Below are 12,363 nucleotides of genomic sequence, written 5' to 3'. Positions count from 1 at the left end.
ATAAAGCAGAGGTGTTTATGTCAAACGGGAATATTGAAAGTCATAAGATCGTTGAACTTTGTGAAAGTAAAGGATTCCTGGCCAAGCAGCTTTTCGTGGTTAAAACCTACTCAGCAGGTAATCTGGATGAGGTATTGGCGAATGTCGAAGAACACCTTAAATTCCAGGTCGAACTCGAGCGCAAGGGCATCATGTTTGCTGCAGGCCCTCTATTTACCGAAGATGGTAAGGAGTGGGACGGTGAAGGTCTCGTTATCATCCGTGCCGAATCGCTTGAGGGTGCAGATCAAATAATGGCATCAGATCCAATGCACAGCTCTGGCGCAAGACGTTACCAGATCCGCCCCTGGCTGCTGAACGAAGGCTGCATGACGGTGCGCATCAGTTATTCAGACGGTAAAAGGGAAATTATCTGATTTTAACGTCGGGGCCGGAGCTTATGAGTGCAGTAAACATCCGGTTGATATTCACGCCTTTTAAAGTGTCTGGAAAGAAAAATGTCCAATCATATAACAAGAGACCTGATTTCCGAGCTGGAGCTTCAGCGTTACCAAGCCATGCGGGAGGCCGATACCGATACGCTGGATAAACTTCTGGCGGCGGATCTCAGTTACACCCACTCCGATGGTGTGACCGATAGCAAGAGATCCTATCTGCAGGGGGTTCAGGCGGGAAAATGGAAATATCGTCATATCGAGTGTCAAGACCATGATATTCGCATATTTGGGGAGCTGGCGGTTATTACCGGCAATATCCAGATCGATGTTGATATAGAGGGCATAGCAACGCATCTGAACTGTCGTTTCCTCTGTATCTGGCAACAGATGCCTGATGGCTGGAAATTGCTGGCCTGGCAGGCCTGCCGCAGACTGAACGAATCACAATAAACCCTGGCTGAATGCCGTTGGCGGAATCATCGCGCGTCTGTGCGGATGAGTTAAACGACGCCTGCGGACGACCCTTTACTCACTAAGGTGCAAAGAACAATGAATACTCTGACACATTATATTAACGGCCAGACGGTCGAATCCCGCAGCGAGCGTTTCTCCCAGGTGCTTAATCCGGCGACCGGTGCCGTGATCGCCAGAGTACCCATGGGAACGGTCGATGAAGTAGGTGACGCGGTGCGGGCGGCGAAGGCGGCTTTCCCTGCCTGGTCAGGCCTGACGCCGCTGCGGCGCGCGCGCGTGCTGGGTAAATTCAAGCATTTGCTCGAGCACCATGCCGACGAGCTGGCGGCGCTGATTACTGCTGAGCACGGTAAGACGTTGTCCGATGCAATGGGCGAAGTGACCCGCGGGATCGAAGTGGTGGAGTTTGCCTGCGGTGGTCCGCATTTGCTCAAGGGTGAGGTCACCGAGAATATCGGCGGCAGTATCGATTCCCATTCACTGCGCCAGCCGCTGGGGGTTGTGGCCGGTATCACGCCGTTTAACTTCCCGGCCATGGTCGCGCTCTGGATGTTCCCGGTGGCGCTGGCATGTGGTAACACCTTCGTGCTCAAGCCTTCGGAACGCGATCCCTCCGCTGCGCTGTTTCTCGCCGCATTGTTGCAGCAGGCCGGTCTCCCGGAGGGCGCTTTCAATGTAGTGCAGGGCGACAAGGCGGCGGTTGATGCTCTGCTGGTTCACCCTGATGTTCAGGCGGTCAGCTTCGTTGGCTCCACGCCGATAGCCCGCTATATCTATGCCACAGGTGCAGCGAACGGCAAGCGGGTACAGGCGCTGGGTGGCGCTAAAAACCATATGGTGGTGATGCCAGATGCCGATTTCGACAAGGCCGCCGATGCCCTGATGGGGGCAGCCTACGGGGCGGCGGGTGAACGCTGCATGGCGATCTCGATTGCGGTGGCGGTGGGCGATGAGGCGGCCGATGCGCTGATCGAACGCCTGGCACCCCGTGTACAGGCCCTGAAAATCGGTGCCGGCGACGACCCGGATATCGAAATGGGCCCGCTGATCAGTCGTGCTCACCTGGACAATGTCCGCTCCTGTATTGACCAGGGCGTTGCTGAGGGTGCCCGGCTCGTAGTCGATGGTCGCGAGCCCCGTGTGCTGTCCAAGGGCTGCGAGAACGGCTTTTTTCTGGGCGGCAGTCTGTTCGATCAAGTGACGTCGGAGATGAGCATCTATCAGGAGGAAATTTTCGGGCCTGTGCTGGGCGTGGTGCGGGTGCAAAGTTACCGGGAAGCCGTCGACCTGATCAACGCTCATCAGTATGGCAATGGCACCGCTATTTTTACCCGTGACGGCGATTCCGCCCGGATGTTTGCGCACGAAATTCAGGTAGGCATGGTCGGGGTCAATGTTCCGATTCCGGTGCCGATGGCATTCCACAGTTTTGGCGGCTGGAAGAATTCGCTCTTCGGCGACCACCATATGCACGGCCCCGAAGGTGTGCGCTTTTATACCAAGCTTAAAACGGTCACGTCCCGCTGGATGAGCGGTATTCGCACCGGTGCGGATTTCGTTATGCCGACGATGAAGTAGGGCGATGATGAAACAGGGCGGGACGGCCTGTTTCATCGCCAGGTTAAAAACCAAGGGGTCAATATCTGAAGCAGGGATGCCTCATCATTGTGTCTTCTGCATAAGTGATGATCCAGTGGCGCCAGGTTAATAGCTTATTGGAGGTATTCAATGTTGTTTCCACGCCGGCATGCGCAGCTGGTTTTCTCGGTAATGATGTCAATCTATATGGTGACCATCATGACGGCGATAATAACCTGGGTGAATACAGGCTTGGTCGAGGGCTTTTTGTCGCGCTGGTGGCGTTCTATTTATATTGCATGGCCGATAGCGTTTTTGTTGATCAAGGTCGGGGCTCCACGATTACAGGTCGTCGTGACGAAGCTTTTAAAATAGATTTATTAGCATGCGTAAGTTTTTACTGAACAGCCATTCTTAATGGCTGCATGAGCGAGTGTCGTATTTATAATTAGAGTTTTTCTGATTTTCTATTCTTGAGTAGTGCCCGCAGACTTAAAGGTTTAGCCAGAGTGTGTTTGGCTGCTTTAAAAACGGATTTATCACAGGAGAAAAATAACGATGAAAACCATCGATACGCCTGTTCTTGTTGTCGGCGGTGGTCCAGCCGGCTTAACGACATCGCTGGCGCTGTCCCGGTATGGGATCAGCCATATGCTGGTATCAAAATATCCCGGTACGGCCAATTCGCCCCGGGCGCATATTACCAACCAGGGCGCGATGGAGGTATTTCGCGATCTTGGTGTCGAGCAGCAGGTGCTGAAAGTTGCCACCCGCTCGGACTGGATGGGGAACAATGCCTGGGCCACGGGTTTTAACGGCACCGAGATTGGTCGGTTATCTACCTGGGGGCAGGGGCCTGAGCGTCGCTCCGATTACGATAAAGCCAGCCCCACCGGCATGTGCAATATCGGTCAGCATCTGCTCGAGCCAATACTGCTCGATACGATTCGTGATGTGGCTGTTGCCGATGTGCGCTTCAATCACGAACTCCAGTCTTTCAGCCAGGACGAGGCGGGCGTGCTATCCCGGGTATTGGATCGCGCCTCAGGCGAGGTCATCACAGTACGCAGCCAGTACCTGGTGGGCGCCGATGGTGCGCGCAGCCAGGTTGTCGAAGGCCTGGAGCTCACGCTGGATGGTGAAATGGGACTGGGGCATGCCGCCAACGTCTGGTTTGAAGCTGACCTGTCGCACCTGGTCGATTACCGTCCGAGTGTTCTCTACTGGATGCTGACACCCGGCAACGATTACTGGGTCGGCAGCGGGACCTTTATCAATGTCAAACCCTGGACCGAATGGGTCATGCTCTTCATGTATGACCTCAAAGAGGGGGAGCCTGTTCTGAGTGAGGCGACCGTCAAGGCCCGTATCGCGCGCCTGATTGGTGACGACAGCGTCGAGATCAAAATCAAGGCGGTCAGCCAGTGGCAGATCAACCATATAGTCGCGCAGCACTACTCAAGGGGGCGTGTTTTCTGCGTCGGGGATGCCGTGCATCGGCATCCGCCAGCCAACGGTCTGGGTTCCAATACCTCGGTACAGGACGGCTTCAATCTGGCCTGGAAACTGAAGTGGGTGCTCGAGGGCAAGGCAAACCCCAGGCTGCTGGAAAGCTACTCGGCGGAACGCCAGCCGGTGGGGCGGCAGGTTGTCGACCGGGCGATGCAAAGCGTGGGCAATATGGCGCCGATTCCAGCGGCGCTGGGGTTCGAGCCAGGGCAAACCGAAGCCCAGGGGTGGGATAACCTGCATCGCACCTTTGCCCCAGGGGAGGACGGAAGGCTGCGCCGGCAAAAGCTGGCAGCCGCTATCGAGCTGCAAAACTATCAGTTCAACGCCCACGGCGTGGAGCTGGGGCAACGTTATGGCAGCTCGGCGGTTGTTCCTGATGGAACCCCAGCCCCTGAATATAGGCAGGACCCTGAGCTCTACTATCAGGCCTCGACCTGGCCTGGCTGCCGATTACCCCATGCCTGGCTTAACCGAGATAGAACCAAGCTGTCAACGCACGACATTGTCGGCAAGGGCGAGTTCACCCTCCTGACCGGCATCGGCGGGGAGGCCTGGCAGGATGTGGTCCGTTCTATCGAGGATCAGATGGGCATCCATATCGATGTTCGCGTTATCGGGGCGGGGCAGGATTATATCGACTGCTTCGGCGACTGGGAGAGGCTGCGTGGGGTCGATGATGACGGCTGCGTGCTGGTGCGTCCCGATCACTTCGTTGCCTGGCGGGCCAGGTCTTGCACCGATGCCAGCCTGGGTACGTTGCCGGGCGTGATTGAGAAGATTCTCGGGCGCAGCTGAATCGATCGAACAGGCGGAGGAGGGTGGCGAAATCGTCCCCAAACCCGCCGGAGGGACTATCACCATGCTCAATAGGTACGTTGAAACATCCGCCACAGCGGCGGTGCACTCGCTGGATCACTTCGCACTCGAGGTGCCGGAACTCTCCGTCGCCCGTGCATTTTACGAAGCTTTCGGTCTGGACGTTAAAAAGCAGCAGGACAGCCTGGCATTGCATGCCTTTGGCGGCGATCACCGCTGGGGGCAACTGTTCCCGGGCGAGAAAAAACGCCTGCGTCATCTGTGCTTTGGCGCCTATGAGCAGGATATGGCGGCAATAGAACGGCAGCTCGAAGCGGCGGGTGTCGCACTGCTAGCGGCCCCCGAAGGTGAGCCGGGTAAAAGTCTCTGGTTTCATGATCCGGATAACAATCTCATACAGATTCGAGCGGCTGCCAAAGTGACACCTGACGCAAAGGCATCCAGCGTCATGCCCGCGGCCGGCGTGGGAACGCGTGGTGCCCCCAATCGTCAGGACACGGCCAAAGTCCGCCCGAACCGGCTGTCCCATGTGCTGATTTTCGTCACTGATGTCGAGCGCAGTATTCGTTTCTTCGAAGACACGCTCGGTCTGCGCCTGTCGGACCGGTCACGGGATATTGTGGCCTTTATGCACGCCCCCTACGGCGCCGATCACCATACCCTGGCCTTCGTGAAGTCTGGCGGCGGCGGATTTCACCACTGCAGCTGGGATGTCTCCAGCCTTGATGACGTTGGGCTGGGCGCGATGCAGATGGCCGCCGCCGGCTGGTCGCGCGGCTGGGGTGTCGGTCGCCACGTACTGGGCTCCAATTATTTCTACTACGTGCGGGATCCCTGGGGGAGTTATTCGGAGTACTCCTTCGATATCGACTTTATCCCGGCAACGCTGGACTGGGTGGCCAATAACCACCTGCCGGAAGACTCCCTCTACCTCTGGGGCCCCGATGTCCCCGAAGACTTCGCCAGCAACTACGAAGTCGATTGAGCCTGCCTGGAATCTCAACAAAACGCATGCAAAGTCGCCCCGGCTGCCTGGGGCATCAAATATGTGAATCAAAGCGGAGAGAACAACATGGAACTTAACCTCAAAGGGCGTACAGCGGTCATCACCGGTGCGAGCAAAGGTGTGGGTAAAGGCGTGGCGCGCGCCCTGGCTGCCGAGGGCGTCAACCTGGTGATGCTGGCGCGCGGCGAAGCGCAATTGAACGCGGCGGCGAAGGAACTGGCAGAAGAGTTTTCGATCAAGGCGCTGCCGGTGGCGACCGATGTTACCGATACCGAGTCAGTGCGTCATGCGGCCCGGGAGGCGCGCAAGCACTTTGGTACTTTCAATATCCTGGTCAACAATGCCGGTGCGGCGATACAGCGGCAGGACCGCGAAATCACCTGGGACGACAGTGACTGGCTCAGCCAGGTTCAGGTCAAATCCCTGGGCGCCCTGCGGACGATACGCGAGTTTCTGCCGGCCATCGCGCAGGACGGAACAGGCCGCCTTATCACGATCACAGGTGCGTCTGGGTCGATGACATGGATGCCGGCCTTGACCTATGGCATGAACAACGCCGCCCTGATCCACATGACAGGCTATCTGGCCGCCGATCTTGCTGCACAGAAGGTCACCGCCAATACCATTGTTCCGGGGATCGTCGGTACAGAGTGGCGCCATGAGTGGGCCGCAAAGATGGGCGCTGCCCAGGGTAAGGATGCCGACAGCTGGATGCGTGAGTTCTGTACCGGCAAGGGCATCATCAGCGGTCGCTGGGCGCAGGTTCAGGAAGTAGCAGACATGGCCGTGTTTCTGGCATCGGACCGTGCAGCCTATATCAACGGTGCCAAAATCGCCGTTGACGGTGGCCTGACGACGAATGTGCGTTAGGTTTATTCGCCGCTCGGTAGAGTGATCTGCATGATCAATACGACGGCTCTTGGTCGAGGCCTTCCTGCGGAAGGCGGCCAAGGCCGGCGCCTGTTCCCGGCCCGTATCGGCATCGTCCACTTATTGGCGATATGATGTAAGGCGAGATAGGGCGCCTTCATCACAGATGTATTGTTCGGGAACGAGCGGCGGGTCCTGATGACCTCGCCGTTGTGATGATCTTGAGCCGAAAAAGGCTGCCTGGCTGCAACTACAAGGTTGCGGAGTCGTCGGGGGGCGCTGATTCGCAGTTGCTGTCAGAGGAGAGCTCCTCTTGGATATAACGCTGAACGTGACCCTGAATCTTGCGGCTGGTTATATATGCCCACAGACCCACCATAGTACCGGCTGCGCCGAAAATAATACGCCCTTCGGGTATGAGCAGCATCAACAGTAACGTCAGCGGAATAATAATCATTAAACCGTACTTGCCGCGTTTGCCTACGGTCTCTATCAGCTGCTCGGCATCGGCCCGGGTGGTGACGCCTGCGCCTGGTAGTTTCTGCCGTAGCGAGGCGTATTCGCGCTCGCTTCTTTTCGCCTGGCGTCCGAATGGGTCTCTGAAGTTCATCGGCTAGTCTCTGTGTTTGGTCATTGTGAGAGAGCCCGTTTTCAACTTGGCTTGCAAATGGCTTCTCGCTGCGCAAGCAGGGTGCGGGTGTTTGCAGCACCTCTGCGTCCATTCAGGCTTCTGTTGCAGTATCCCATTGTGCTGCGCCATGACTGATCGGGGGCTCCTGCCTGGCATCAGGAGGTTTTCATGGGCCAGAAACGAAAAAAGCCTGCATTTCTGCAAGCCTCTTCTGAGATGGTACCAGTGGCCGGACTCGAACCGGCACGCTTTTAAGGGCGGGGGATTTTGAATTTCAGACCTCTATTATATTGTCTTTGATTACAAGGTCTTAGGTGATAATATGGCGAAGTCTACAAATATCTCTACATATTTTATTGCAAAAGGAATTGCAAATATGAATAAGGAAGCACTGATTCTTCGCATCCTCAATATGCCTGCTCTACAAGCCAATGCACTGCTTTCTCATCTCGATTCGGGTGAAGATATGCCGACTATTGAGAATAAAGAGAACGTTAGAACAGAGCGCTTTAAGGTTGATGGTACGCTTTCGTTATATCGTCAGAAATACAAGACACGATTTTGGTCTGCGCGAATTGTCTTGGACAACAAGGGTGTCAAAGAAGAAAAACGTTTCTCGACGGGGAAGGAGTCCGTGGAGGAAGCCGTCGTGAGCGCTATTGAAGAACGCTTTAAGCTAATCGGAAAGCTAGAAGCCGGATACTCGATCAAGGCGGGGACGAACCTGTTCTTCAAAACTATCGCCCTTAAAGTCGTTGATGAAATGAAGACCGCTATGGCGGACCCAGCAGTCACGAAAACAACCTACAAAAGCTACGTTTCCTTGCTGGAAAATCACATCATTCCATTTTTTAGCGATTGCAATATAAAGAACGTTGACTATCCCATGCTTGTGGAGTATTTCGATCAGACAACAGTCAGGTCGAAGTCTCAAATAACAATGCAGAAAACAAGTATCAGCAAAGTGTTTGAGTACGCTGTTAAGAAGCGATTGATCGACCAGCTGTCGGTGCCCAAGTTCCCGAAAGTGGTCGTGACAAGCGATCCGGACTATCGTGTAGAGCCTTTCAGCGAGCACGATCTCAATGTTTTGAAGGAGAACTACCCTGCATTTATACAGAACAGCAGGAAAGAGCAGACTAGGCACTATCGGAATGCGTTCCAGCACTACTTTGCCTTCTTGCTATCAACCGGTGTTCGCCCTGGCGAAGAGCCGAAAGGTATCCGTTTCAAGGATATAAGCAAGCATTACGATGCTGAAAGTGGTCATCATTATTATGTAATTAAGTTGCATAAAGGGAAAACGCAGAAGAGTACTATCAAATATCGTCAAGTCGCGATCGATGCAACCGCTGTTAAAGCGATTGAGTCAGCGGCAATGGTATTGAACGGGTTTATTGTTGAGGAGCGTATTGATCACTTGATCAAGCACTATGCTGATCGGTTTGTATTCAAAAGCTATCGATACAATGCTTTTCCATCTTACGAGAAAATTTTCAGCAAAGAGCAGTATTTGGGCTACGTTGCAGATAAGCTGCATCATACTAACTACAAGTCCTATAGTTGCCGGCATACCTATATCAATAACCAATTGGCTGCGGGCATTTCACACAATGACATAGCAGAGCATTGTGGGAACTCAGTCCAGGTTATCGAAACGCATTACAAGAAAGCAAAACTGTTGAACAAAGCGCCGTCGCACATTGTCGGAAACATCGTAGACTACGAGGAAGCTCCTGGCATGCAAGGTTTATTCGAGATGATCAGGGCGAAGCATGCTCGAGGTGAAAAGTTGTTTGAGTCGAAGAGTAATAAGTCAGATGAGGATGAGGATGACCTGTCAGTCTAAGTTTGAAACTATTATTTTCGTAATGTACTGGCACGGATTATGAACCTTTACGTTGGACGGTGTTCATAGTATTGAATTTGTTTTTAGGTGCTGGTTTGTATTTCAATTGATACTCATGGGCTTTTATAGTGTCGGTGTATCTTCTTTTTGGGTCTCTGTAGTCTTTATTTTGTGTTTGTACATTTTTTATGAGTTTTGTTGACTTTGTATATCAGGATTTGAGTGGTTTTATGAACTGTAAACATGGCACGGATGCCATTTAAAGGCTTATTGGAGAAGGATTTCTTGGCGGGTTACCAATTCATTCACTACGAAGCATACGGAACTAAGGGGACGAGTAAAAAACGCAGTTTGACGTCAATTGCGCGGGAAGCTGAACGGGTGCCTTACAGCCACCCGCATGTTAAGTCGCCGTTGCCGCCTGAGTACTTACTTGGCACTTCGTTCGTTGCGGTGGCGGAGAAGATTGCAATAGCGGCAGATGCGAGCACCACCTTGCATGGCGGTAAAAAGCGCAAGGTAAGGGCCGATGCCAATACAGGTATTGGGCTGATAGCGAGTTATCCGCTGTCAGTCGCGGATCTGGACGCGCTGCCGGACGAGCAGAGACAACTGCGTCTGGAGGAGATACGGGAGTGGGCGGAAGACACGATTACGTTCGCCCAAAGCGAATTTCCCAGCCGCGTACAGGTTGCTGCGCTGCATTGGGACGAGAGCCATCCGCATATTCATATTCTGGTGGGGGCGACAGAGCCCAGTAGCGATTTTACGCAGCTGCACAAAGGTGAGTTAGCCCGCAGAGCTGCGCAGGGCAACGACCGCACAGGCCAAGGTAAAAAAGCCGGTAACGACGCGTACAAAGCTGAAATGAGAAGGTTTCAGGACCGTTACTATCAGGAGGTTGCCGTGCACTACGGTCAGGCCCGCATAGGGCCGCGGCGTCAGCGTCTGACACGCTCGCAGTGGCAACGAGAGCAAGCAAAAGCGGAAGCCCTGGCCAATGCAAAGCGACAGGCCGAAACCGTCGATCGGCAAGCAGCTCAGGTCCTGTCGGACGCCCAGGCGCAGGCTACGTGGCTTGTGGAAGCGACTCAAGACGAGGCAAGGTTGCAGATCGCGCGCATTGCGCAAGAAAAGGAGCAGGCAGAAAAACTGCATCAGCAAGCCCAGGTGGATGCGCGGGTCGCCGCTCAGGCGCGCAAGACGGCGGAGGAGGCGCGGGTAGCAGCCCAAGCACTGGTGGAAAAATTCAAACCGTACGAAACGCTGGGCGGCCGCGTACTGAGTTTTTTTGGCCTCAAAAAGCTCTTCGAGCAACGTGCGGCGAAGCGCTGGCGGCAAAAAACAAAAGTGCTGCATGCGCAGATCAATCGGTTGACCGGCGAAGTGAGCCGCGTGGATGCGATTGATCGTGAGCGTGAGTCCGCAACACGCGCGCTGAATGCGCTTAAGATTGCTTTACAGGTGCCTATCGATGCTCAGGCCTTTCGGAGCGACGGCGAGGCTGTCAGGGCGCGATTAGGGCAATTGCAGCAATTCATGAAAGCCAGCTCGAGCGATCAGGTGCTGGCGGATGTGCTGGATAACTATGTGGTTCAACTGCGGTTGATGGCACATACGCAGCCTGGCAACGGGGTAGGGGGCGAGGTTACAGATCCGGCACAGTCGTTGTAGGCTTGCCAGACCAAGCCGTCGGTGATTTCTTTTTGAGAAGCACCAGCCCATCCCCTGGGTTCAGGCCTAGGGCTTCACAGTACTGCACATACTCGTAGACATTCAATTTGCGCTGCCCGAGCTCGACTTTGCTAACAAACTGGAAGGGCTCATCCAGGCGCACTGCCAGTTCCCGCGTAGTTAAGCCTGCCTCTTCACGGGCGCTGCGTAGCCAGCGAATCAGGTCATCGTAGCGAGTATTGTTAATCGTCTTGATCATTGTCCCTATTTTAGAGACGTGATACATTGTCCCCAAATTAGGGACGGAGGGAGAGCATATACATCATCTTCAGACGAATATACGCACTGACAGTCTAAAAGTGGTGTTCATTTGTGATGCATTGATGGCATGTGCGGATCACTGGACTGTGTACAATCCTCCTGCTTGTCCGATCGCGTTTACCGACACCTTTTTGCCGACTGAGGGGGGGGGCTGGAGAAGGCATTGGGCCTGTGTTAGGAAAATGATCTTGCTGGGCGATTACTCGCGGACTGCTCATGTAGCTGCAAGCACAAAGCGCATGATCGAGTCTTTTATTATAAAAGCCCCTCCTGGCCTATCAAGGGGCGAAATTGATAAATTTTTTGTCGGCGAAAATGGATTGGATGTTTTTAGGACAAACTCACTTTTGCCATTATATTTCGTTGATGTAATTATGCATGATATTCTTCGTGTGGCGGTTCAGGATGCTCAGCCTGCATTGGACTCTTCTGACCATTACACAATGGAATTTTCCAGACTTTTCGGATCGGCCATATTTACTTAAAAATACAATAAACTATCGAGCGCTTCACTTTCTTCTACGCTATTCTATCGAAGAAATCTACGGCATATTTTACGACTGGATGATTAGCGACGGACTTGGTTTTACTCAACTATGCGAGGGGATTAGTGCTGATATTTCTAGGATTTATTTTTTAGCGTCCGTAGGTCCCGTCCCGATCAGAGTTGCCCGTTAATAAGCTCTCCACTTTTGTAAAAGTTCTCATGATTCGGTGGTTTTATGTCTTTAATGACCGCGAACTTTCTGAGTTTAGACCGAAAAGTATAATGCCGAATTCAGAGCCTCTGGAGTGATAGTGTAAAGTCCTTGGTCGCCGGTTTGTCTATCGGCTCTGCTTTGCTAAGCTTCGTAGAGCTACTGGAGGGGTATCAATGCAAATTATGCGCGTATTATTTAAGCACCGCCTATTTTTTCGTTCACTGAATCACGACCTAAAATACCTCTCGAACGGTACGGTTGCCGTTCGTGTGATGGTTGTGACAGAGGAACCGCCGTTACTGATCCTCGACAGCATTGGCAATCCGCACTACCCGGCGAACGCAATGTGGCAGCGTTACCTGCGTACAGGAAAATTACCATGTTAGGTCTATCAAAATTAGCGGAAACCTTAGTTTTTCCGGCTATCTGACTGCTAACAATATCTGTTCGGAATAGCTTGCCCTTATACCAATCTGACGCTGCCGAAGACTCCT

General features: G+C 53.5%; 12 protein-coding genes and 1 pseudogene. 10 read left to right on the top strand and 3 right to left on the bottom strand.

Annotation, left to right across the window (positions count from 1 at the left end; translation table 11 throughout):
• Window positions 1–17: 17 nt before the first annotated feature.
• The 7 genes from MPRO_RS10225 to MPRO_RS10195 all read left to right on the top strand — a co-directional run bounded on the left by MPRO_RS10225 (window position 18) and on the right by MPRO_RS10195 (window position 6,693).
• The gene (locus MPRO_RS10225; protein ID WP_067291409.1) at window positions 18–416 is read left to right on the top strand and encodes a YciI family protein; all 399 of its coding nucleotides are present in this window, start codon (window positions 18–20) and stop codon (window positions 414–416) included.
• A gap of 81 nt (window positions 417–497) precedes the next feature.
• The gene (locus tag MPRO_RS10220) at window positions 498–887 is read left to right on the top strand and encodes a nuclear transport factor 2 family protein (RefSeq protein ID WP_067291405.1); all 390 of its coding nucleotides are present in this window, start codon (window positions 498–500) and stop codon (window positions 885–887) included.
• Between the two features lie 99 nt (window positions 888–986).
• Window positions 987–2,489, top strand: a complete 1,503-nt coding sequence (locus MPRO_RS10215) for a CoA-acylating methylmalonate-semialdehyde dehydrogenase (RefSeq protein ID WP_067291402.1) — start codon at window positions 987–989, stop codon at window positions 2,487–2,489.
• Between the two features lie 107 nt (window positions 2,490–2,596).
• Window positions 2,597–2,893, top strand: a complete 297-nt coding sequence (locus tag MPRO_RS10210; protein ID WP_439646782.1) for a hypothetical protein — start codon at window positions 2,597–2,599, stop codon at window positions 2,891–2,893.
• 154 nt (window positions 2,894–3,047) lie between these two features.
• Complete coding sequence (locus MPRO_RS10205) at window positions 3,048–4,796, top strand: FAD-dependent monooxygenase (RefSeq protein WP_067291397.1); 1,749 nt, start codon at window positions 3,048–3,050, stop codon at window positions 4,794–4,796.
• Between the two features lie 64 nt (window positions 4,797–4,860).
• Entirely contained in the window at window positions 4,861–5,802 is a 942-nt protein-coding gene (locus MPRO_RS10200) for a VOC family protein (protein ID WP_067291393.1), read from the top strand.
• Window positions 5,803–5,889: 87 nt separating this feature from the next.
• Window positions 5,890–6,693, top strand: coding sequence for an SDR family NAD(P)-dependent oxidoreductase (locus MPRO_RS10195; RefSeq protein WP_067291390.1), 804 nt, complete (start codon window positions 5,890–5,892; stop codon window positions 6,691–6,693).
• Window positions 6,694–6,695: 2 nt separating this feature from the next.
• On the opposite strand, the pseudogene MPRO_RS26320 reads toward MPRO_RS10195, so the two are convergent.
• Window positions 6,696–6,899: pseudogene (locus MPRO_RS26320) on the bottom strand (hypothetical protein); the annotation flags it as partial.
• A gap of 44 nt (window positions 6,900–6,943) precedes the next feature.
• Window positions 6,944–7,303: a hypothetical protein gene (locus MPRO_RS10190; protein WP_067291387.1), complete on the bottom strand. Its 360-nt coding sequence runs from the start codon at window positions 7,301–7,303 to the stop codon at window positions 6,944–6,946.
• A 343-nt stretch (window positions 7,304–7,646) separates the two neighbouring features.
• Between MPRO_RS10190 and MPRO_RS10185 the strand changes: the two genes are divergently transcribed.
• Complete coding sequence (locus MPRO_RS10185) at window positions 7,647–9,173, top strand: site-specific integrase (RefSeq protein ID WP_158651785.1); 1,527 nt, start codon at window positions 7,647–7,649, stop codon at window positions 9,171–9,173.
• 243 nt (window positions 9,174–9,416) lie between these two features.
• Entirely contained in the window at window positions 9,417–10,847 is a 1,431-nt protein-coding gene (locus tag MPRO_RS10180) for a plasmid recombination protein (RefSeq protein WP_067291381.1), read from the top strand.
• On the opposite strand, the gene MPRO_RS10175 is transcribed toward MPRO_RS10180, so the two are convergent.
• Window positions 10,822–11,106: a helix-turn-helix domain-containing protein gene (locus tag MPRO_RS10175; protein WP_067291378.1), complete on the bottom strand. Its 285-nt coding sequence runs from the start codon at window positions 11,104–11,106 to the stop codon at window positions 10,822–10,824. The genes MPRO_RS10180 and MPRO_RS10175 overlap by 26 nt on opposite strands.
• 250 nt (window positions 11,107–11,356) lie before the next feature.
• Between MPRO_RS10175 and MPRO_RS10170 the strand changes: the two genes are divergently transcribed.
• Window positions 11,357–11,653, top strand: a complete 297-nt coding sequence (locus MPRO_RS10170) for a hypothetical protein (RefSeq protein ID WP_158651784.1) — start codon at window positions 11,357–11,359, stop codon at window positions 11,651–11,653.
• Window positions 11,654–12,363: the final 710 nt, after the last annotated feature.

The sequence above is a fragment of the Marinobacterium profundum genome (assembly GCF_001528745.1).
GTDB lineage: Bacteria > Pseudomonadota > Gammaproteobacteria > Pseudomonadales > Balneatricaceae > Marinobacterium_A > Marinobacterium_A profundum.
Note: the sequence above shows the minus strand (reverse complement) of the source record. Positions and strands in the feature narration are given on the sequence as shown.